Consider the following 21,562-nt stretch of genomic DNA (forward strand, 5'->3'; position numbering starts at 1 on the left):
AACGGTTCCTTATCGACGCCCGCCGCACGATAGGGTCGGAGCCGTCTGAATGATCAACAACAGCTATCTGCTGGGTCTTTTCGGAACGACGACGGGGACGTCGTCGTCAGGCGCCGCCACGACCGCCAGCCCGGCCGTCAAAACCAAGAAGACCCAACCGACGGCCCCCTGGTCGTCCACGGCGACACCGGCGAAGGCCAGCGACCTGGTCCGCGCGGCCCTGGGCGGTCGCCGCCTGATCGACGAGGGCAATGTCAGCCTTGACCTGGCCGGCGCCTCTACCGACTACCGCAAGATGTTCGCCCTGTATCAGGGCCTGAACACGCTGGGCGCCCTGGCCGACCGTGCTGGCGTCAAGGGGCTGAGCGCGTCAGAAGCGGCCTTGGTGTCCAAGCGGTTCGGCGAGGGCCTGGCCGAACTGTCGACGTATCTGAGCACCGCCAGTTTCGAAGATATGCGGCTGGTGCAGGGCGTGGCCCAGACTTCGGTCAAGAGCACCTATGCGCTGGAACGGGCGCCGACCAGTTTCGTCACCGCCCCCATCCACGACGGCGATCCCACCGCCTCGGTCAAGGCGTTCGAGGGCGACGTGAAGTTCTCCGTGACCGTCAAGACTGCGGCCGGGGAGCAGGCGATCGCCATGGACCTGTCCGAAATGGGCGCGGTCGATCGGTCGTTGGCCAATGTCACCGCCTATATGAACGGCAAGCTGGAGGATGCGGGCGTCGCGACGCGCATCAGCGCTCAGTTGATCCCGGCCGAGCCGAAGACCGTCAAAAGCGGAACCAAGACCATCACCTTGCCGGCCGGACCGGATCAGTGGGCGTTGAAGGTCAATGGCGGGACCGGCGAAGCCATCAGCTTCCAGGCCGTCGACACCTCCGACGCCGTCTATGTGACGCAAGGGGTCGGCAAGACCGGCACGGCGGGCCAACTGCTGAAGTTCCAGGCCGACGGCGGCGCGGCGCCGGCCGCCCAGCAGGGCGTCGATGATCCGTTCTGGGTCGAGGGCAGGGTGGGACACGCCGACCTGCCCGACGGCGTGGCTGCGGTTAAGGCCAGCGCCGTGGCCCCGGACGGTTCCGTCTGGGTCGTCGCCGAACTGACGGCAGGCGACGCCAGTCAACCGATCAAGGGTGCGCGCGATGTCGCCCTGATGAAATATGATTCCGCCGGCAATCTGATGCAGACCAAGCTGCTCGGCGCCGCCTCTAGCGCCAACGGCTTCTCCATCGCCATCGACGATGACGGCCGGGTCGCCTTGGCCGGATCGGTGACCGGGGCGCTGGAACCCGGCAAGAGCGGCGACAACGCGGCCGTGGCCGACAGCTTCGTCTCGGTGTTCGACAGTTCGGGCCAGGAGTTGTGGACACAGCGGCGCGGCGCCAAGGCGGCCGATGAGGCGACCGAGGTCCGCTTCGGCGCCGACGGCATGGTCTATGTCGCCGGCCGGTCGAAATCGGCCATGCCGGGCAATGCGGCCCTGGGCGGCTGGGATTCCTATCTTCAGGCCTTCCAGGAAAAGCCGATAAAGATCAACGGCCCGGACGTGGGCGTGAACGTCGCGACCGTGCAGTTCGGCACCAGCGGCGACGATTCCGTTCAGGCCATGACGGTGTCAGGAAACGACCTCTATACGGCCGGCGTCGAGAACGGGAAGGCGGTCGTGCGCCGCTTCACCCTGGACGCCGACGGCGTGCCGAGCCTGGCTTCGACGCGTGACCTTGGCTACGCCAGCGGCGCGATCGCCGGCATATCGGTTGAGAACGGCAAGGTCGTGGTGACCGGCCACACTGAAAACACCGCCCTCGATATCGCGACGGTGACCAACGCCCATGCCGGCGGCAGCGACGTCTTCATCGCCACCTTGTCGACCGACCTTCAGGTCTCGGCCAGCGACCAACTGACCTATTTCGGCGGGGCGGGCGCGGACACCGCCGCCGACGTCGCCATCAAGGACGGCAAGGTCTGGATCACCGGCACGAACCGGGCGGAAGGCGCCGGCAAGGACGACTCCACGTCCGGCTATCTGGCCCAGATCGATCTCGCCACGGGCCAGGTCCAATCGAACCGAACCTGGCGCGCGGACGGCGATCAGGCCAAGCCGACCAGCCTGAGCATCGCAGCGGGCGGGGCCAGCGTGCTCGACCGCCTCGGCCTTCCTCAAGGCCAGATCATGCAGGCGGATTCAAAGCTGCTGACCGTCGCCACCTCGGCCCGCGTCGGCGATCAGTTTTCGATCAGCCCCGCAGCCGGCGGCCGCGCCGTCACCGTGACCATTGACGCCAAGGACACGCTGGAAAGCCTGGCCAAGAAGATCAACGCCGCCTCTGGCCGCCAGTTGGAGGCCAAGGTCATCACCGACCTGAAGGCCAAACCCATCGTCCAGCGCCTGGAAATCAAGACGGCGGCCAACAAGGATGGCGCCGTCATCTCCGCCGGGGCGATCGGCAAGGACGCCCTGGGCGCGCTGGGCCTGACGCCCGGTTTCGTCGGTCCGGTGAAGCCGGACAAGGACGCGATCAAGACCTATGGGCTGAATCTGTCGAACAAGCTGAACTTGAACGATCCCGCCTCGATAAAGGCGGCCATCGAATCGCTGGCTCAGGCGATGACGGCGGTCCGGTCCTCCTATCGCGCCCTCGCGCCATCGACCGGCGGCATAACCAACACCCAGACCGGCAACGGCTCCTCGACCGCCTATCAGCAGACGCAACTGGCCAACTATCAGGCTGCGCTGAGCCGCCTGACGGCTTGATCGCGGTCGTGACCGGTCTAGGCGGTTGACGCCCGAGGCCGGGTCGGAGTTATTGACCTCCTCATCCGCGAAAGCCCGTTCATGGCCCTTCCGAAAGACAACCGCGTCATCCTGTTGGTCGGCGCCGGCGTGGCGATCGTCATCGCCGTCGTTCTAGCCCTGATCTTTACGGGCGGCGGCGACAAGACGACGGAAGCGCCGCCGGCATCCAAGGGCGGCCTGGTCGTCAACCTGGCCGAGGCGCCCACGTTGGAACCGACGCGGGAACTGCGCTGCTTCGTCGATGGCCAGTTCGTTGGCATGGCGACCCTGGCGGTCTGCGCCCAGCGCAATGGCCTGGCGACGGACGCTCTAGACGTGGGGCTGGACGCGACGGGCGCCTTGGCCGCCGCGCCGACCGCCGCCTTCGCCCCGCCGCCCGAACTGCCTGCGGTCGAGATGGCCCAGACCCCCCCGCCGGCCTCCGTCGAACAGACGCCTGCGCCGCGCCCCACGCCCGTGGCCAGCGGCAGTCCCTGCCTGCGCCACACCGGCTCTGACTGGCGCACCCTGTCGCCGAACATGAGCCTGAACGCCTGCGTTCAAGCGCTTTACGCCGGAACCTGCGTCGGGCCGGGCGACGCCCAATACGGCCGCTGGGGCGATACGACCCTGCGTCTGGTGCCCCGCCGGGTGGAACAGTCGAACGACAACAACCGTTTCAGGACCCTGGCCGAGCAGGATCGCAACTGCCAATTCACGGGAATGAACTGATGCGTTTCGTCGCCCTCGCCGCCATCGCCGGGACTGCTCTGCTGGGCGCCTGCTCAAACGAACCCAAATATGAGTTCGCCGAGGGCGCCTGCTACTTCGTGGCGACGCCGGACAATGCGCCGCCTCGTTTGCAGAAGATCGCCGACGACCAGCCCCAGCTCGAACAATGCGCCGCGCGGCTGGAGGAGATGCGCCTTCGCTTCCTGCGCATGGGAGGATCGAACCAGGAAATCGCCGGCGCCTATCAGGGCCGCTTCATCTTCGTGGACCGCGAAGGGGTCAAGATCGGCAAGAGCCTGAACGGCAGTCGCTTCTTCGCCATGGCGCGCACAGGCGACGGTCGTCTGGCCATCCCCGGCGCCATCCAGCGCGACGAGACGGGTCGTCCCATCGCCATCGCCGCCGACCCTGCCGCCAGGTAGGGCTTGCGCAAAAAGAACAAAGGTGGAACATTTTGTTAATGATCCACCGTTTTGGCGGGTCGGATGTCAAAAGCGGCTGGCGGTGGCGTGCTGCTCCAGTCAGACATCGGACTGAATTGACAGGGCAGGTGAAGTCGTCGCCGCCTCACACAAGAAGGAAGTTTCCATGGCGGGCAGCGTCAACAAGGTCATTCTGGTCGGCAATCTGGGTCGCGACCCCGAGATCCGCTCCATGCCTAATGGCGACCGCATCGCCAACCTCTCCATCGCCACCTCGGAGACCTGGCGCGACAAGTCCTCAGGCGAGCGCAAGGAAAAGACCGAGTGGCACCGGGTCGTCATCTTCAACGACAACATCGTCAAGGTGGTCGAAAACTATGTGAAGAAGGGCTCGACCGTCTACATCGAGGGCGCGCTCCAGACCCGCAAATGGACCGACCAGCAGGGTGTCGAGAAATATTCGACCGAGATCGTGGTCAGCCGCTTCAAGGGTGAACTGACCATGCTGGGCGGCCGTTCGGAAGGCGGCTCGTCCGGCGGCGGTTATGGCGGCGGCGGTGGTCGCGGCGATGACGACTATTCCTCGGGCTTCTCCACCGGCGGCGCCAACAAGCCGAGCGGCCCCAAGGAAAGTTACGACCTGAACGACGACATCCCGTTCTGAGGCAGTCTGACTTGGCGATCGGTGCGAGCGGTCGCCAAGCCGCATTTCTGAGCGGAAACCTCAGGTCATCCAAAGTGAGCCGACGCGGCGGGCGCGTCGTGCCATAGGGCGGTCATGACTGACGTCCGTTCCGAAGTTGCGCCTGCGCCCGTGCCTCTGCCCAAGAGGCCTCACGCCCTGACAGGGCTGGAGATCGCCGCCATCGTGGCGATCATCGTGGTGTGGGGCGTCAACAACGCCGGGGCCAAGCTGGCGACGCAGGACTTGTCGCCGCTGCTGGTCGGCGCCATCCGGTTCGGCATCGCCACCGCCTGTCTGATCGCTTTCGTGCGGCCGCCGTTCCCGGACTGGAAGAGCCTGATGCTGATCGTGATCATCGGCGGGCCGATCCAGTACGGCCTGGCCTACACCGCCTACTGGCTGGCGACGGACGTCAGCCCTGTTACGGTGGCCAACCAGTTGTGGATCCCCTTCACCACCCTGTTCGCCTTTCTGATCCTGGGCGAGCGGCTGTCCAAGGCGGCCTTGGTCGGCATGGGCGTGGCCTTCGTCGGCGTGGCCTGGATGACGCTGGACGCCCATGCGTTGCAGGACTGGAAGGCCATTCTGGTCGCCATCGCGGCCGGCGCCGCCTGGGGCGTGACCACGGTGGTCGCGCGTCGCACCACCTCCATTCCGCCGCTGAAGATGCAGGGTCTGCTGGCGCTGGGGGCCTTTCCCGTCATGTCTTTCGGCTCGGCGGTGTTCGAGCATGGCCAGTGGGAGGCGGTGAAGAGCGCCACGCCCATGGTCTGGGCCTCTTTGCTGTGGGCGGGCGTCGTGTCGTCGGTGCTGGCGACCACCCTGCTGTTCTGGCTGGTCCAGCGGCGCGAAGCGGGGCGGGTGACGCCCTATCTGCTGGTCACGCCGGTGGTGTCGATGTTCATCGGCTGGAGCTTCATGGGCGACATCCTGACGCCGCAGATTCTGACGGGATCGGCCATCACCATGGGCGGGGTGGCCCTGGTGGCCCTGGCCGAACGGGGCTTGCGCGCCGGCGCCGCCAAGGCTTGATCTGTTCCTGATCGTATCAGGAGCCCCTCATGCACCACGCCCCCCTCGACGCCGACCACGTTTCCCGCCGCTGGCTGGGCAAGGCGAAGCACGATCTTCCGGCAAACGAAGCCGTCGTCGTTCAGAGCACCGCCGATCGTCGCCCCGTTTCCGAAGACATCAACGAGACCTTCGACGACCGCCAAACCTTTGGCGAGCGGCTGGCCGATCGGGTGGCGGCCTTCGGCGGTTCATGGCCCTTCATCATCGCGTTTGGGGTCTTCCTAGCGATCTGGACCGGGCTGAACCTGCTGCTGCGCAAGGAAGCCTTCGACCCCTATCCCTTCATCTTTCTGAACCTGGTCCTGTCGATGCTGGCGGCGATCCAGGCGCCGGTTATCATGATGAGCCAGAACCGCCAGGCGTCAAAGGATCGGTTGGATGCGGGCAATGACTATCAGGTCAATCTGAAGGCCGAGATCGAGATCATGGGCCTGCTGGAAAAGGTCGAACACATGACCGCCCGGCAGGAGGAGCAGACCGAAATGATCCGCCGTCTTCTCGCACAAAAAGAGACCCGCTGAATGCTGTCCAGCGGGCCATCTTCCGTTTCGGAAAAAGCTTAGCTTGCGCTGAGCGCCGCGCAGGCCACCCGGTCGCCGGCGCCGCCGATGGGCTGGGTCGAATGGTCGTCGGGGTTGGCGTGGATGATGATGGCCGAGCCGTCGGCGTCCCACAGCCATTGGCCGGGGCCTTCGGACGAAATCCGGGCGCGGGTCGTGAACAGCTCGGCGTTCACCTTACCGTCCGCACCGGCCCAGACGTTGGGCAGGTCGCCGTCGTCCGGACCGGCGGCGTTCAACAGGCCGTGCGGGGCCTTGGGCTCGCCGTGGTTGATGTGGGCGCCGGACGAGGTGAAGGGCGCGGCGCATTCGCCGGTCGCATGGATGTGGATGCCGTGCCATCCGGGCGTCAGGCCTGAAGCCTCGATCTTCATCAGCAGGCCGGTCGGTCCCTGACGCAGGTCGACGCGACCGATATTGGCGCCGGAGGCGTTGATCAGAACGGCCTGTCCCGTCGCGCCGACGGGCGCGCGTTCGACGGCCGCCTGGGGCGCGTTTCCGGTCGCGGCGCAGGCGGTTGTCAGGGCCAAGGGGGAGGCGAGGAGAAGGGCGGCGGCGAGGCGGGTGGCGCGCATGTCGAAAGTCCTTTCAGAGACGGGCTTTCACGGCGACGTCGCTTTGCCACCGAGGCCCTGGAATGCTAGAAATCGTCACAGCGGATCACGTTCCGATTCCGGCCGCATAAAGCCACGCTTCATTGACCGACGACAGCTACGAAAACGCCGCATCTCCGATCGTTCCGGGAGGCGGAGGCTCCGACATTTCCACGATCACGATCGAGGACGAACTGAAGCGTTCGTACCTCGACTACGCCATGAGCGTGATCGTCTCGCGCGCGCTTCCTGACGCCCGTGACGGGCTGAAGCCGGTTCACCGTCGCATCCTGTATTCGATGCACGATCTGAACATGACGCCTGAGCGCAGCTATTCGAAATGCGCTCGTGTGGTCGGTGACGTGCTGGGCCGGTTCCACCCCCACGGCGACGCCTCGGTCTATATGGCCCTGGTGCGGATGGCGCAGCCTTTCTCGATGGGGCTGATGCTGGTCGACGGCCAGGGCAACTTCGGTTCGGTCGACGGCGATATGCCCGCCTCGATGCGTTACACCGAGGCCCGGATGGCCCCGGCCGCCGTCGCCCTGATGGCCGACATCGACAAGGACACGGTCGATTTCCAGCCGAACTACGACGAGAAGGAGCTGGAACCGGTCGTTCTGCCGAGCCGGATCCCCAATCTGCTGGTCAACGGCGCGGGCGGCATCGCCGTCGGCATGGCGACCAACATCCCGCCGCACAATCTAGGCGAGGTCGTGGATGCGGCCCTGGCTCTGCTGGATGATCCGAACGTCACCGACGACGCCCTGCTGGACATCGTGCCTGGTCCAGACTTCCCGACCGGCGGCGAGATCATGGGCCGCACTGCGCCGCGCAACGCCCTGCGCGACGGTCGCGGCTCGGTCGTCGTGCGCGGCCGCGCCTCGGTGGAGGAGATCCGCAAGGACCGCGAGGCCATCGTCGTCACCGAACTGCCCTATCAAGTCAACAAACAGACCCTGATCGAACGCATCGCCGAAATGGTGCGCGAGAAGCGGCTGGAAGGCATTTCCGACGTTCGCGACGAATCCGACCGCCAAGGCATGCGGATCGTCATCGAGCTGAAGCGCGACGCGTCCGGCGACGTGATCCTGAACCAGCTGTGGCGCTATACCGCGATGCAGAGCTCGTTCGGCGTCAACATGCTGGCGCTGAACCATGGCCGGCCCGAGCAGATGGGCCTGCGCCAACTGCTGCAGATCTTCCTCGACTTCCGCGAGGAGGTCGTGGTTCGCCGCGTCAAGTTCGAGCTGAACAAGGCCCGTGATCGCGGCCACGTCCTGGTCGGTCTGGCCGTCGCCGTCGCCAATATCGACGAGGTGATCCACATCATCCGCTCGTCGGCCGATCCGACCGAGGCGCGCGAGCGGCTGCAGGCCAAGGCCTGGCCTGTCGGCGACATGATGGCCCTGGTCGAGCTGATCGCCGATCCGCGCAGCGTCGTGATCAATGGCGACAGCCTGAAACTGACCGACGAACAGGCCCGCGCCATCCTGGCCCTGACCTTGTCGCGTCTGACCGGCCTGGGCCGCGACGACATCTTCGGCGAGGCGCACGGCCTGGCCGACACCATCCAGGGCCACCTGACCATCCTGTCGGACCGCAAGAACGTCCTGGCCATCATCCGCGACGACCTGATCGACGTGAAGGATCGGTTCGCCGTTCCGCGCCGCACCCTGATCGGGGAAGGCGACGGCGAGATGGAGGATGAGGACCTGATCCCGCGCGAGGACATGGTCGTCACCGTCACCCATGGCGGCTACGTCAAGCGCGTGGCCCTGAACGCCTATCGGACCCAGCATCGCGGCGGCAAGGGTCGCAGCGGCATGTCGATGAAGGACGAGGACGCCATTACCGGCGTGTTCAGCGCCTCGACCCACACCCCGGTCCTGTTCTTCGCCACCAACGGCAAGGCCTACAAGCTGAAAACCTGGCGTCTGCCGCTGGGCAATCCGCAATCGCGGGGCAAGGCCTTCGTCAATCTGCTGCCCATCGAGCCGGGCGACAGCATCATGAACGTCCTGCCTCTGCCCGAGGACGAGACGACCTGGGGCGACTACGACATCATGTTCGCCACCTCGAGCGGCGACGTGCGGCGCAACAAGCTGTCGGACTTCGCCACCGTGAACCGCGCCGGCAAGATCGCCATGAAGCTGGAAGGCTCTGACCGCATGGTCGGCGTCGGCCTGTGCACGGCCGACGACGATGTGCTGCTGACGACGGCGCTGGGCCGCGCGATCCGGTTCAAGGCCGACGACGTGCGCGTGTTCAAGGGACGGGATTCGACCGGCGTCCGGGGCGTGCGGCTGCAGGACGGCGACGAGGTCATCTCCATGGCCATCCTGGGCCGTGTGGACGCGACACCGGAAGAACGCGCCGCCTACGTCAAACACGCCAACGCCATGCGTAAGGCCCTGGCCGGCGCGGATGCGGAAGAGGATGCCGCAGCTCCGGTCGAGGCTGAAGACGAGGTCGCGGATGCGGCTCTGACCGTGGAGCGGATCGCCGAACTGGGCGCCGCCGAACAGTTCATCCTGACGGTCACCGAGACCGGCTTCGGCAAGCGATCCTCGGCCTACGAGTATCGCCGCACCGGTCGCGGCGGTCAGGGCCTGACGGCCCACGGCCTGGGCGGTCGCGCCGGCACGCGCCTGGCGGCGGCCTTCCCGGTCGAGGAAACCGACGACCTGCTGCTGGTCACCTCGGGTGGGCAAATGATCCGTACGCGGATGGATCAGGTCCGCATCGTCGGCCGCTCCAGCCAGGGCGTCACCATCTTCCGCACCGGCAAGGATGAAAAGGTTGTCTCGGTTGAACGTCTGCCGGAAAGCGGCGGCGCGGACGATGCGGATGTCGCTGGAGAAGAAGGCAGCGAGGCCTGATCCGCCTCCGCGCAGCAGAGCAGGGAAGGGTCGTTTGAGCGCGACGATTCTGATCGACGGCCTTCCCGCCACGCCTGACGACCTGGCGCACCAGGCGTTGGTCAACTACGGCGCCTATACCTCCTTCCGCGTCGAGGATGGCGCCGCGCGCGGCCTCGACCTCCACCTCGCCCGTCTGGAGCAGGCCGCCGTCGAACTGTTCGGCGAAAGCCCCAGCGAGGCGGAGTTTCGGCGTCTGATGGCGTTGGCGGTCGCCGGCCGAGACGCCTGCTGGCTGCGCGTCAGCCTGTTCTCGCCGGAGATCGGTCATCGCAACCCGACCTATGTCGGCCGACCGAAGGTGATGACCAGTGTCTCCCCTGCGCCGCCGCCGCTGGCGACCCAGGTGCGGGTCACCGCCATGCCCTATGAGCGCGAGGCACCGCATCTGAAGCATCTCGCCACCTTCGGCCTGATTCGCGCGCGCCGCGCCGCGCGCGCCGCCGGGTTTGACGACGCCCTGTTTGTGGATGGCGAAGGGCGGGTCACCGAAGGCACGCTGTGGAACATCGGCTTTGTCCAAGGCGAACGGATCGTCTGGCCCCACGCCCCGATGCTGGCAGGCGTGACCCAAGCCTTGATCACGCGCGGGCTGCCCCAGGTTGGGCTGACCAGCGAGACGCGACCGATCCGTCTCGACGCGATCGGCGCCTTCGACGCCGCCTTCCTGTGCAACAGCGCCACGCCCGTATGCCCGATCATCGCCATCGACGACGTCTCGTTCGCCAATGACCCGGCCCTACTCACCAAGGTCGAAGCGGCCTGGAGCGCCCAGCCGCCGCAGCCCATCGAGTATCATGGCGATGACGAAGGCGTCAGCCGGCTAGGCCGCTGATTTCGCACCTGCTAAACGACGCTGACGCCACGCGACAGGCCGGGGAGACACGCATGCGCATCGGACTTTATCCGGGCACCTTCGACCCGGTGACGAACGGGCATACCGACATCATCAAGCGCGCGCTGAAGCTGGTGGACCGGCTGGTCATCGGCGTGGCCCAGAACGATGACAAGGGGCCGCTGTTCTCCACCGCCGAACGGGTCGAGATGCTGAAGGCCGAGATGGCGCCCCTCGGCGGCGACATCGTTGTCCAGCCGTTCTCGACCCTGCTGATGCATTTTGCCGAAGAGCTGGACGCCAGCGTCATCATTCGGGGTCTGCGCGCCGTCGCCGACTTCGAATACGAGTTCCAGATGACGGCCATGAACCAACGCCTCAATCAGGACATCGAGACCGTATTCCTGATGGCCGATCCGCGCCATCAGGCGATCGCCTCGCGGCTCGTCAAGGAGATCGCCCGGCTGGATGGCGCGATCGACAGTTTCGTCAGCCCCGCCATCGCCGAGCGAGTGCGGGCCAAGGTCAAGAACGGTTAGGGTAGACAAGACCATGCGTAAGGCCATCATCGCAGCGACCATCGCCGCTCTTCTCGCGGCTGGAGCGGCCCAGGCCCCCGCTGTGGCGCAAACGGCGCCGGCGGCGTCCGACTGGCGCACCATTGCGCCGGAAAACCTGCTCGTTATCGATACGTCGAAGGGCCGGGTGCTGGTCGAACTGATCCCCGTCGCCGCGCCCAACCATGCAGAACGCATCCGCACCCTGGCCAATCAAGGCTTTTACGACGGTCTGAAGTTTCATCGCGTCATCCCTGATTTCATGGCGCAAACCGGCGATCCTAAGGGCACGGGCGAGGGCGGCAGCGAGCTGCCGGACCTGAAGGCCGAGTTCAGCTTCCGTCGTGGACGCGACGCCGGCTTCGTCGCGGTGCCCAGCGTCGGCGCGGGCGTGCGCGGTCTGGTCGGCGATCTGCCGGTCCAGACCCAACCCGACGCCCAGATGATGGTCACCGCCGACTTCAAGGTCGACGCCCACGGCCTGTTCTGTCCCGGCGTGCTGGGCATGGCCCGCTCGGGTTCGCCGGATAGCGCCAACAGCCAGTTCTTCCTGATGATGGGCGCGCGCGAACAGCTGGACGGTATCTACACCGCCTTCGGCCGCGTGGTGTCCGGCCTGGACGTGGTCGGCAAGCTGAAAAAGGGTTCGGACGCCGAGGACGGCAAGGTGACCGATCCCGACACCATGACCCGCGTCCGCATGGCCTCGGCCCTGCCCGAAGCCGAACGTCCGACCGTGCGCGTCCTGAACGCAGGCAGCGCCGCCTTCGCAGAACGGATCGCCACGGCGCGTGCTGCGCGCGGCGCGGCCTTCAGCGTCTGCGATGTTCAACCAGTCGCCGAAGTGACGGGCGGCTGAGGCTTTCGCAGACGGGGGAGGGGACGATGACGATACGAACGATGGCGATGGCGGCGGCCGTGCTGGCCGCGACGGCGGGCGCCGTCTTGGCGCAAGACGCGACGGCCGTTCCCGCGCCCCCGCCGCCGCCCGGCGAATGGCGCACGATCGCGCCCGAGAACCTGCTGGTCATCGACACCAATAAGGGACGTGTTCTGGTCGAACTGGCGCCCGAGATCGCGCCCGCCCATGTCGAACGCATCAAGTTACTCGCGTCGCGCGGCTTCTTCGACAACCTGGTCTGGCACCGGGTGATCGACTGGTTCATGGCCCAGACCGGCGATCCGCTGGGCACGGGCGAGGGGCAGAGCTGGTATCCCGACCTGAAGGCCGAGTTCACCTTCCGCCGTGGCGCGGACATGGCCTTCACTCCGGTGGCGGCCCCGGTCGGCGCCCTGGTCGGCTTTGTCGATTCCATCCCGGTCCAGACCCAGCCCGACGCCCTGATATCCGGCACCAGCGACAAGAAGGTCCACGGTTGGGCGCTATATTGCCCGGGCGTCGCGGGCATGGCGCGTGACGAGGGCAACGACACCGCCAACAGCCAGTTCTTCCTTATGCGTCAGGCCTATCCGGCGCTGGACAAGCGCTACACCGTCTGGGGCCGGGTCGTGTCCGGTCTGGACGTCGTGCGATCGCTAAAGGCCAGCGACACGCCGGATGGTCTGGTCCAGGGACCGGATCAGATGACCCGCGTTCGCGTGGCGTCGGATCTGCCCGCAGCCGAACGTCCGACGGCGGCCATTCTGAACACCAACTCCGCCACCTTCCAGACCTTTGCGCAGCAGGCGCGTCAGGCGCGCGGCGCAGATTTCTCGGTCTGCGATATCGAACTGCCGGTGCGCGTCACGCCCGCCGCCTGATCAGGCGGCGGGGGCCGGCCGCCCCCGTCCGCGCCGACGACGCCGTCCCCTCGGCGGCTTCTTGTCTTCGCGCATCCGTTGCAGAAGCAGGCCTTCGCGCAGGCCGCGATCCGCGACCCGCACCCGCTCCGACGGCCAGGCGCGTTGCACGGCCTCCAGGATGGCGGCGCCCGCCAAAACGAGGTCCGCCCGATCGGGACCGATGCAGGCCTCGCGCGCCCGGCCGTCCGGGCCCAGCGCCTTCAGGCGATCCGCCGCCGCCTCGCAGTCGGCGCGCGTCATCCACAAGCCATCGACCCGGTCTCGATTGTACCGCGGCAGATTCAGATGAATGCCGGCCAAGCTGGTGATCGCGCCCGAGGTGCCGACCAGATGCGCCCGGTTCTGCCGGAACAGGTCCAGCATCGGGTCGTCCACAATCCCGCCCGCTGCAATGGCCGCCCCCATGTCGGCGACCATCGCCTCGTACCAGGCCTCGCCGGAGTTCGGCGGCTCGGGATGCCGCTCGGCCAGGGTCACGACCCCCACCGGCGCCGACATCCAGGCAGTGGTCGTCCAGTCGGTTCCGCTGCGCATCAGCCACGACATCTCGGTCGAGCCGCCGCCGACATCGATGACCAGCACCGCCTCGGCTTTCGGGTCGATCAGGTTCAGGCATCCCTCGACCGCCAGCCGCGCCTCTTCGGCGGGATCGATGATCCGCAGGCGCAGGCCCGTGCCCTTGCGCACCCGGTCGATGAAGTCGGCGCCGTTCTCGGCCGCGCGGCAAGCCTGGGTGGCGACGGCGCTCAGTCGCGCGGAATCGACGCCCTTGCGCACGATCCGCTCGGCGCACAGGGCCAGGGCGTCATAGGCCCGGTCCATGGCGCGCGGGTCCAAAAGGCCCGTCCGCGACAGCCCTTCGCCCAGCCGTACGATGCGACTGAAGCTGTCCACCACGCGAAAGCCTTCGCGTGACGGCCGCGCGATCAGCAGCCGGCAATTGTTGGTCCCCAGATCGAGCGCGCCATACAGCGGCGCATCTCGACCCGACGCATCCCGCGAACGGGAAGGCTGGGACCGCTCGTCGCGCCGTCGGGGCGCGCCGTGGGTCTCCGGCATGGGCCGTCATCCGTTGTGGGCGGTCCAAAGCGGCGCCCGTCCTGATCAGCCTAACCCGCCAGGATCGTCCGCGCCAAGCCATTCTGTCAGGAAGATGAACAGACCGGCAGGCATTGGGGTCATGCGCTGAATCGTATGAAGTGCGATGACCCGCATTCAGACCGCACGTTTCGCCATCGGCCAGATTGTCCGCCACCGCGACGACGCCTTTCGTGGCGTCGTGATGGATGTCGATCACGCCTATGAGGGACCGGCCGGTGAGAGCGGCCTGGTCAGGCCGGACCAGCCCTTCTACCGCGTCTTCGCCCTGGGCGAGGACGGCGGCTTTGTCGCCTACGCCGCCGAGGGCGCTCTGGAAGACGGCGATTCCGTGCTGCTGCCCGACGACGCCGAGCGGTGGTTCACCACCGACGGCATGGGCCACCACGCACCGCTGGACGAACGTCTGCACTGACGGTTGGAAGCCGTGGCGGCTCCGGGCTAGGATGGCGGCAAAAGAGGAATACGCCATGTCCGACTTCGAACACGTCTTCGAAAAGCCGCCCGAGGGCGCGGCCGCCGACTGGACCATTCCCCAGAACTGGGCCGCCTACACCGAGGTCGAGCACCAGACCTGGGACACGCTTTACGCCCGGCAGATGAAGATTCTGCCCGGTCGCGCCTGCGACGCCTTCATGCGGGGACTGGACGCGCTGGACCTCAACGCCGGCGGCATTCCCGACTTCGACGTGATCAATCCCAAGCTTCAGGCCCTCACGGGCTGGACGGTCGTCTGCGTACCGGGCCTAGTGCCGGACGAGGTCTTTTTCGATCACTTGGCCAATCACCGCTTCGTCTCGGGCCAGTTTATCCGCAAGCCGGACCAACTGGACTACCTCCAAGAGCCCGACATCTTCCACGACGTCTTCGGCCACGTGCCGATGCTGACCGACCCCGATTTCGCCGCCTATATGGAGGCCTATGGCAAGGGCGGGCAGCGGGCGGCCAGCCTGGGCATGCTGCCGAACCTGGCGCGCCTGTACTGGTATACGGTCGAGTTCGGCCTGATGAAGGAGGCGGACGGCCTTCGCATCTATGGCGCCGGCATCGTCTCCTCGGCGACGGAGAGCGTCTTTGCTCTGGACGATCCGTCGCCCAACCGCCTGGGCTTCGAGCTGGAGCGGGTGATGCGGACCCTCTACCGGATTGACGACTTCCAGCAGGTCTATTTCGTCATCGACAGCCTGGAAGCCCTGAAGGACGAGACGCTCAAGGACTTCGGGCCGGTCTATGCGGCGCTGAAAGGCAAGGACGACCTCGCCATCGAAACCGTCCTGCCGACCGACCAGGTCTTCACCCGCGGCACCCAGGCCTATGCCCAACGCGGCGGGCGGTTCGCGGCCTGACCGGTCAGCGCTGGAACGGATAGAAGTCGCCGCCCAGTCCCAGGATCGTCGTCAGTTCGTCCAGCGCGCCACGGCTTTCGACCAACAGGTCAGGGTCGGCCAGATCGGCGGGGCGCAGTTCATCGCGGTACCAGCGCCCGGCCCAGTCCGACAGACGCGCATGCAGATCGTCGCTCACGCGCATGGCCGGGTTGGTCGCCGCCAGTTCGGCCTCGGTCAGCACGACACGCAGCCGCAGGCAGGCCGGTCCGCCGCCGTTGCGCATCGACTGGCGCACGTCGACATACTGCACCCGGCCGATCGGACCGTTGGAGGCGGCCAGCGCTTGCGCCACCGCATGGCTGCGTGGGTTGTCGCGGGTCTCGGTCGGACAGATCAGGGTCAGCCGATCCTCGCCCGGAACCTGGATCAGCATGGAGTTGAACAGATAGCTCGAGATCGCATCGGCCAGCGGCAGGTCGGCGGACGAGACCTCGACGAAGATTGGCTCGAACAGCCCATCGGCGGCGCGGCGGATGGCGGCCTGGGTCGCGGCCGTGTCCTCGAACGCCAACTCGTGGAAGAACAAGGTGTCCAGCGCCCCGACGCAGACGACGTCGTTGTGGAAGGTGCCGCCGGCGATGGCGGCGCGGGATTGCTGGGCCGGGACCGGCCGTCCGGCTTCGTGGCGGCGCACGATGGCTTCCGACGCTTCGCGCGTTTGGCGAGCGGGGAAGGGGCCGTCCCAAGGCTCGAATGCCTCGCGACCCCAGACCAGCAGATTGACGCCGCGGCCGCCATGTTCGGCGCACAGACGTACGTGGTTTGCGGCGCCTTCGTCGGCCAGGTGCGCGACTGCGGGCAGGGCGTCATGGACGGCGAACCGGCTGGCGTCGGCAAACAGGGCGTCCAGCGCGCGCTTCGTTTGCCGGTGCTCCAGGCTGCGGTGCAGATTGGTGTGCAGATTGGCCGGCGTGAAATGCACCCGGCCGTCAGCGGCGTCGGCGCTAGGGGTCACGGTCGCGGCGTTGGCGGCCCACATGGGCGAGGCCGAGCAGGCGGCGGCGGCGAACGAGGGCGCGCTCCGCCAGGCCCGCTCCAGCACCTGGGCGTCCGAGCCGGCGAAGCCCAGGGTCCGCAGGAAGGGAATGTTCGGCCGCTCGTGCGGCGGGAGGACGAACTGGGGCAGGCCCAGATCCGCCAGGGTCTTCATCTTGTCGAGGCCCTGAAGCACGGCCGCGCGCGGGTTGGACGCCTCGCCCCTATTCAGGCTGGACGCCAGATTGCCCGGCGACAGACCGGCGTAGGAATGGGTCGGCCCGATCAGGCCGTCGGCGTTGGCTTCGACGGCGCTCACAGCTTCCTCTCCCCTTGCGGGAGAGGGAGGTCGCGCACGACGGCGCAAGCCGTCGTCCTGGCGCGAACGGGTGAGGGGTCACGCAGGTGGCCGGCAGGGAGAAACCCCTCATCCGACCCGCTGCGCGGGCCACCTTCTCCCGCAAGGGGAGAAGGGATCATGGTCTCAATCCCTTGATCTCGCTCTCGATGTTCGCGACCGCATCGGCCTCGAAGCTCGCCACCGGATAGGCGCAGTAGTCGGCGGCGTAGTAGGCGCTGGGCCGGTGGTTGCCGCTGGCGCCCAGGCCGCCGAACGGCATGTCGCCTGCCGCTCCGGTGGTCGGGCGATTGAAGTTGACCACGCCCGCGCGGATGCGACGGATGAAATGGTCCCAGTTCTTCGGATCGTCGCTGACCAGACCCGCCGACAAACCATAGCGGGTCGCATTGGCCGCCTGGATCGCCGCGTCGAAAGTCGCGACGCGCGTCACCGACAGGAAGGGCGCGAACATCTCCTCGTCGGGGACATCGATCCCGGTCACGTCGATGATGGCCGGCTTGACGAAGGCGCCGGGCAGGTTGGCGACCGGACCCGAGGCGCGGATGACCTTTGCCCCCATCTCGATCCTCTCCTGCAACGCCTTCAGCGCCGCCTCGGCCGCGCGGGCCGAGATCAGCGGTCCGGCATAGGGTTCGGGATCGCTGTCCCACGGGCCGAACACCAGACGGTCGGACAGGGCGGCGATGGCCTCGATGATGGCGTCGCCCTGCGGCCCTTCGGGCACGATCAGGCGCCGTGCGCACGAGCAGCGCTGGCCGGTGGTGATGAAGGCCGACTGAACCGCGATCCCGGCCACGGCCTCGGCGTCCGCCGCATCCCAAACCACTAGCGGATTATTGCCGCCCAGCTCCAGCGCCAGGATGACGTGCGGATCATCGGCGAACTTGCGCCGGAAATGCGCGCCCGCCGCGCCCGAGCCGGTGAACATCAGGGCGTCGATTCCGGCGTCGAGCAAAGCCACGCCGGTCTCGCGTCCGCCCTGAACCACATTGACCACGCCGGTCGGCAGTTCGGCGGCGGCGAAGGCTTCGGCCATCACCTGGCCGACCAGGGGCGTTTCCTCCGACGGCTTGAAGACGACGGTGTCGCCCGCCAGCAGGGCGGGGACGATATGGCCGTTCGGCAGATGGCCGGGGAAGTTGAACGGGCCAAGCACCGCCGCCACGCCGTGCGGGCGGTGGCGCAGGGTCGCGCGACCGAAGGCCGTGTCGGTCGACCGTTCGCCGGTGCGCTCGTCATAGGCGCGGATCGAGATGTCCACCTTGCCGATCATGGCGGCGGCCTCGGTCTTGGTTTCCCACAGCGGCTTGCCGGTCTCGCGCGCGATGGCCTCCGCGATCTGGGGCGCGCGGTCTTTCAGGACGGCCTGATAGCGTTTGACGGCGTCGATCCGGTCGGCGCGCGGCGCATCGGCCCAGGCAGGGAAGGCGGTGCGGGCGGCGTCGACGGCGGCCTGGACCTGCGCCGCGCTGGCGGCCTCGCCCTCCCAGTTGGTCGCTTCGGTGGCGGGATCGGTGGAGGTGAAACGGGTCATGATTTTACTCGCACAATGTCTCCGCTGCGCACCTTGAGCGCGGCGGCGGTTTCGGCCGTCAGGCGCACGGCGTCGCCATCAATGTCGGCCTTGGCGCGGACGGCGCGGAAGGCGGCGACGCTGTCGGTCGAGATCAGGGCCGGCAACTCGGCCTCAACGCCCTCGACGATCTGGACCACCAGGCGCCGGGCGTCGCGCACGGTCCGGATATTGTCGCGGCCGCAGGCGACGGTCGGACCGGCGTCGAAGATGTCGACCAGACCATTGGGCCTGAAGCCCTCGCTTTCCAGCAGGGCCATGGCCGGCACGCCTTGCGGATGGACCTTGCCGATCACCGCGCGGGCCGGCTCGGGCAGCAACTCGGTATAGATCGGGTGGCGCGGCGCCAGGTCCAGGATGAACTGCTTGTCCGTCGAGCCGGTCATCCGGTCGGCGTGGTCGAACTCCATCGGGAAGAATTTGTGCGCCACATGGTCCCAGAACGGGCAGGCGCCGTCGGGCGTGAAGACGCCGCGCAACTCCGCCAACACGTTGTCGGCGAACAGCTCGGGCTGTGCGCCGATCAGCATATATCGCGACTGGCTGAGCAGACGACCCGCGCCGCCCTTTCTCCGATCCGCCTTCAGGAACAGCGAACCGACCTCGGTCCAACCCGTGCATTCATTGACCAGAACCAGCGTCTGGTGATCCAGCTTCACCCCCAGCGAGGGCGACTGGACGGTGTTGTTGACGACGCGGAACGAGAAGAAGGGTCGCCTCAGTCCGACTGTCGCCTTGACCGAGCCGACGCCGTCGATGTCGCCGGTGTCGCCGTCTTCCAGCATCAGGGTGTACCAGGCCTCTTGCCAGGGCACGCGACCTTCGAAGCTGGCCTGGCTCAGCTCCAGCCGATCGGCCAGGGCGTCGGGGTCTTCGGGCAGGCTGGTGAAGCCGGGGCCGGACAGGATGGCCAGTTCCAGCAGATGGTCGAGATCGGCGGGGCCGGCGGGACGGACGACAAGCATTCTACAGGGTTTCCATCCGCAGGGATTTCAGTTTGGCGGCGTCGATTTCACCCGACGCGATCTTGCACAGGATCAGGGCGCTGAGCTGCGCGCGCTCGACGAAGCTGTCGGGCCAGGCGAACTCCTGATCCGAATGGATGTCGCCGCCGCGAACGCCTAGGGTGTCGATATTGGGCAAGCCGGCGGCGTGCAGGTCGTTGCCCTCGCACACCCCGCCCGACGGTTTCCAGGCGATGGGCTGGCCCAGCAGGGCGCCGGCTTCTTTCACGGCCTCGAACAGGGCGGTCTGAGCGGCGTCCATCGGCTTGGGCGCGCGGGTGAAGCCGCCGTGCAGATCCAGCGTCAGGCCCTCGAATGGCGGTGTCGCGGCGATGGCCCGTACGGATGCGTCGATCCAGTCGGCCGCCGCCTTGTCCGGCACCCGCACGTTAAACCGGACCACGGCGTTGTCGGCGACGACGTTCAGCGCGCCCCCACCTGAAATCTTGGCGACATTGACGGTGACGCCCTCGCGCTGGCCGTTCAGCCCATGCAGGGCGGCGGCGATGATGGCGGCGCCGGCCACCGCATTGCGACCTTCATCGAACGCCCGCCCGGCATGGGCCGCGCGACCCGTCACGATCAGATGATAGTTGCCGCTGCCCTTCCGCGCGCCCGCCAGCGTGCCGTCCGCCAGCGCCGGCTCATAGGTCAGGCCGACATGGCCGCGCGCACCCAGTTCGGCCAGCAGCGGAGCGGACGCCGGCGAGCCGATTTCTTCGTCGGGGCTCAGCAGCACGGTCCAGCCAACGCCGTGTCTGTCAGGATGGGTCTCGAACGCCTCCAGCGCGGCCAGAAGCACGCTGATCCCGCCCTTCATGTCGGCGACGCCCGGCCCGTTCAGGGCGCCGTCGGCGCGCGTAGTCACGGTCTGGAATCGGCTGTCGGCGGGGAAGACGGTGTCATAGTGGCCAGTCAGCACGACCTGGATCAGCGCATCCGGCCGGGCGGTAATCTTTAGCGCGTCGGCATGGGCCTCGGTCCGCACCGACCCGTCGTCGGCGACGGTGGTCGAACCTTGTGTCGGGAGGCGTTCGACACTGGCGGGCAGGGCGCCCGCCGCCGCTTCCAGAACATCCAGCACAGCATTCAGCCCGGCGGCGTTGCGGCTGCCGGAGTTGATGTTCGCCCAGTCGATGGTGCGGCCGATGATCGTCTCGCGTCGCGCGGCGACGTGGTCGAGGACGGCCTGGTCCGAGGTCAGAATCCGCATCGGCCGGACCCTAGACGCCTCGACCCCAAAGGTGAAGGTCGGGGCCTGTAAGTCATCGCCGATCACCGCTAGGTTCCGCTCGAAACGAGGGCCCCAATGCAACGCAACAAGATCGACCTCTGGCTCCGCGCCATGAACCCGCTAAAGCTGCCGCGCGGCATGGCCGAGGCCCAGCGTTCCGCGCGCTCGATGGTGATCGGCCTGGTCATCGCCCTGATCGTCGGCCTGATCCCGACCTGGTGGATGTTCACCTCGGGCTGGTTCGAGACGGCGATGAGCGCGGAGTACGCCAAGATGGGTCTGTCGGCGGATCAGTTGGCCATGCAGCAGGAGATGATGAAGGTCATCTGGCCGTTCGCTATCGCCTCGGGCGCGATCTTCTCCGTCCTGTTCTATGGCGTCGTGGCGGTGGTTCAGTGGCGCATGATGACGCGCGCCATACCGATCATCATGCTGGCGCTGATCGCCTACAGCGTGGTGGCGAATCTGGGGATGCGGCTGCTGGGGACCATGCCATCGCCGGACCTTCCGCTGTGGATCAACCTGACGACCTGGCCGGCCATGATCGTGTCGGGCGTGATCTATGTCGCGTCGCTGCAGGGCGCCATGCTGCTGCATCGTCTGAAGCAGGAGGCGTGATGTTGGTCGTCTTCTACCACAATCCGAAATGCAGCACGTCGCGAAACGCCTTGGCTCTGTTGCGCGAGCGCGGTGTCGAACCGACGGTGGTTGAATATCTGAAGACCGGATGGGACCGCGAGACGCTTGAGCGATTGGCGTCCAGAACCGGCCTCGGTTTGTCCGGCCTGCTGCGTAAAAAGCAGGCCGACGCCAAGGCGCTGCTGGACGCCGGTGCAGACGACGAAGCCATCCTGGCCGCAACGATCGCTCAGCCGATCCTGATCGAACGTCCGATCGTCGAAACCGATAAGGGCGCGGTCATCGGACGACCCGTGGAGCGGGTGCTGGACGTTCTCTAGCGACAGATC

At 67.1% G+C, this 21,562-nt stretch carries 21 protein-coding genes and 1 pseudogene; 16 read left to right on the top strand and 6 right to left on the bottom strand.

Translation table 11 applies throughout. The features are described 5' to 3' along the window. The first annotated feature begins 49 nt into the window (after positions 1 to 49). From ASF31_RS02715 to ASF31_RS02740, 6 genes are all read left to right on the top strand, one after another. A complete protein-coding gene (locus ASF31_RS02715; protein WP_055753195.1) occupies positions 50 to 2,758 on the top strand; it encodes a hypothetical protein in 2,709 nt (902 codons plus the stop codon). Between the two features lie 81 nt (positions 2,759 to 2,839). Further along, entirely contained in the window at positions 2,840 to 3,511 is a 672-nt protein-coding gene (locus tag ASF31_RS02720) for a hypothetical protein (RefSeq protein WP_055753196.1), read from the top strand. Then, positions 3,511 to 3,933, top strand: coding sequence for a hypothetical protein (locus tag ASF31_RS02725; protein ID WP_055753197.1), 423 nt, complete (start codon positions 3,511 to 3,513; stop codon positions 3,931 to 3,933). The genes ASF31_RS02720 and ASF31_RS02725 overlap by 1 nt, the downstream gene beginning before the upstream one ends. A gap of 166 nt (positions 3,934 to 4,099) precedes the next feature. After that, positions 4,100 to 4,597 (top strand): single-stranded DNA-binding protein, encoded by a 498-nt coding sequence (gene ssb, locus ASF31_RS02730; RefSeq protein WP_017504124.1) that lies wholly within the window; start codon positions 4,100 to 4,102, stop codon positions 4,595 to 4,597. Between the two features lie 114 nt (positions 4,598 to 4,711). Further along, complete coding sequence (locus tag ASF31_RS02735; RefSeq protein WP_055753198.1) at positions 4,712 to 5,650, top strand: DMT family transporter; 939 nt, start codon at positions 4,712 to 4,714, stop codon at positions 5,648 to 5,650. Positions 5,651 to 5,679: 29 nt separating this feature from the next. Then, positions 5,680 to 6,213, top strand: a complete 534-nt coding sequence (locus ASF31_RS02740) for a DUF1003 domain-containing protein (protein ID WP_055753199.1) — start codon at positions 5,680 to 5,682, stop codon at positions 6,211 to 6,213. Between the two features lie 38 nt (positions 6,214 to 6,251). On the opposite strand, the gene ASF31_RS02745 is transcribed toward ASF31_RS02740, so the two are convergent. Beyond that, positions 6,252 to 6,827, bottom strand: coding sequence for a superoxide dismutase family protein (locus ASF31_RS02745; protein WP_045810201.1), 576 nt, complete (start codon positions 6,825 to 6,827; stop codon positions 6,252 to 6,254). Positions 6,828 to 6,949: 122 nt separating this feature from the next. Between ASF31_RS02745 and gyrA the strand changes: the two genes are divergently transcribed. The 5 genes from gyrA to ASF31_RS02770 are packed head-to-tail and all read left to right on the top strand — an operon-like array spanning position 6,950 to position 12,919. Then, the gene (gene gyrA / locus ASF31_RS02750; protein WP_082464975.1) at positions 6,950 to 9,727 is read left to right on the top strand and encodes a DNA gyrase subunit A; all 2,778 of its coding nucleotides are present in this window, start codon (positions 6,950 to 6,952) and stop codon (positions 9,725 to 9,727) included. Between the two features lie 34 nt (positions 9,728 to 9,761). Then, on the top strand, positions 9,762 to 10,601 hold the full coding sequence (locus ASF31_RS02755; protein ID WP_055753200.1) for an aminotransferase class IV: 840 nt from the start codon (positions 9,762 to 9,764) through the stop codon (positions 10,599 to 10,601). A gap of 53 nt (positions 10,602 to 10,654) precedes the next feature. Then, on the top strand, positions 10,655 to 11,140 hold the full coding sequence (coaD, locus tag ASF31_RS02760; protein ID WP_017504115.1) for a pantetheine-phosphate adenylyltransferase: 486 nt from the start codon (positions 10,655 to 10,657) through the stop codon (positions 11,138 to 11,140). 13 nt (positions 11,141 to 11,153) lie between these two features. Further along, positions 11,154 to 12,017 (top strand): peptidylprolyl isomerase, encoded by an 864-nt coding sequence (locus tag ASF31_RS02765; protein WP_055753201.1) that lies wholly within the window; start codon positions 11,154 to 11,156, stop codon positions 12,015 to 12,017. Positions 12,018 to 12,043: 26 nt separating this feature from the next. Next, positions 12,044 to 12,919, top strand: coding sequence for a peptidylprolyl isomerase (locus tag ASF31_RS02770; RefSeq protein ID WP_055753202.1), 876 nt, complete (start codon positions 12,044 to 12,046; stop codon positions 12,917 to 12,919). On the opposite strand, the gene ASF31_RS02775 is transcribed toward ASF31_RS02770, so the two are convergent. Continuing rightward, positions 12,920 to 14,020, bottom strand: coding sequence for a Ppx/GppA phosphatase family protein (locus ASF31_RS02775; RefSeq protein WP_055753203.1), 1,101 nt, complete (start codon positions 14,018 to 14,020; stop codon positions 12,920 to 12,922). It abuts the gene before it with no gap. 145 nt (positions 14,021 to 14,165) lie between these two features. Here ASF31_RS02775 and hspQ point away from each other — a divergent pair, with 145 nt between their 5' ends. After that, positions 14,166 to 14,474, top strand: a complete 309-nt coding sequence (gene hspQ, locus ASF31_RS02780) for a heat shock protein HspQ (RefSeq protein WP_017504111.1) — start codon at positions 14,166 to 14,168, stop codon at positions 14,472 to 14,474. A gap of 55 nt (positions 14,475 to 14,529) precedes the next feature. Next, positions 14,530 to 15,405, top strand: a complete 876-nt coding sequence (phhA, locus tag ASF31_RS02785; protein ID WP_055753368.1) for a phenylalanine 4-monooxygenase — start codon at positions 14,530 to 14,532, stop codon at positions 15,403 to 15,405. Positions 15,406 to 15,409: 4 nt separating this feature from the next. On the opposite strand, the gene astB is transcribed toward phhA, so the two are convergent. Beyond that, entirely contained in the window at positions 15,410 to 16,741 is a 1,332-nt protein-coding gene (gene astB / locus ASF31_RS02790; protein WP_055753204.1) for an N-succinylarginine dihydrolase, read from the bottom strand. Between the two features lie 66 nt (positions 16,742 to 16,807). On the opposite strand from astB, the pseudogene ASF31_RS14905 reads away from it, so the two are divergent. Next, positions 16,808 to 16,918: pseudogene (locus tag ASF31_RS14905) on the top strand (hypothetical protein); the annotation flags it as partial. Here ASF31_RS14905 and astD read toward each other — a convergent pair. The 3 genes from astD to ASF31_RS02805 are packed head-to-tail and all read right to left on the bottom strand — an operon-like array spanning position 16,899 to position 20,573. Then, on the bottom strand, positions 16,899 to 18,317 hold the full coding sequence (astD, locus tag ASF31_RS02795; RefSeq protein ID WP_055753205.1) for a succinylglutamate-semialdehyde dehydrogenase: 1,419 nt from the start codon (positions 18,315 to 18,317) through the stop codon (positions 16,899 to 16,901). The pseudogene ASF31_RS14905 and the gene astD sit on opposite strands and share 20 nt — an antisense overlap. Beyond that, positions 18,314 to 19,321 (bottom strand): arginine N-succinyltransferase, encoded by a 1,008-nt coding sequence (locus ASF31_RS02800; RefSeq protein WP_055753206.1) that lies wholly within the window; start codon positions 19,319 to 19,321, stop codon positions 18,314 to 18,316. Before ASF31_RS02800 ends, astD begins: the two co-directional genes overlap by 4 nt. A gap of 1 nt (position 19,322) precedes the next feature. Continuing rightward, the gene (locus ASF31_RS02805; protein WP_055753207.1) at positions 19,323 to 20,573 is read right to left on the bottom strand and encodes a hydrolase; all 1,251 of its coding nucleotides are present in this window, start codon (positions 20,571 to 20,573) and stop codon (positions 19,323 to 19,325) included. A 96-nt stretch (positions 20,574 to 20,669) separates the two neighbouring features. Between ASF31_RS02805 and ASF31_RS02810 the strand changes: the two genes are divergently transcribed. Both ASF31_RS02810 and arsC read left to right on the top strand, forming a co-directional pair. Beyond that, positions 20,670 to 21,212, top strand: coding sequence for a hypothetical protein (locus tag ASF31_RS02810; protein ID WP_055753208.1), 543 nt, complete (start codon positions 20,670 to 20,672; stop codon positions 21,210 to 21,212). After that, positions 21,212 to 21,553 (top strand): arsenate reductase (glutaredoxin), encoded by a 342-nt coding sequence (gene arsC / locus ASF31_RS02815; RefSeq protein ID WP_055753209.1) that lies wholly within the window; start codon positions 21,212 to 21,214, stop codon positions 21,551 to 21,553. The genes ASF31_RS02810 and arsC overlap by 1 nt, the downstream gene beginning before the upstream one ends. The last annotated feature ends 9 nt before the right edge of the window (positions 21,554 to 21,562 follow it).

Origin of the sequence: Brevundimonas sp. Leaf280 (assembly GCF_001422455.1) — a bacterium.
In the GTDB taxonomy this organism is placed as follows: Bacteria; Pseudomonadota; Alphaproteobacteria; order Caulobacterales; family Caulobacteraceae; genus Brevundimonas.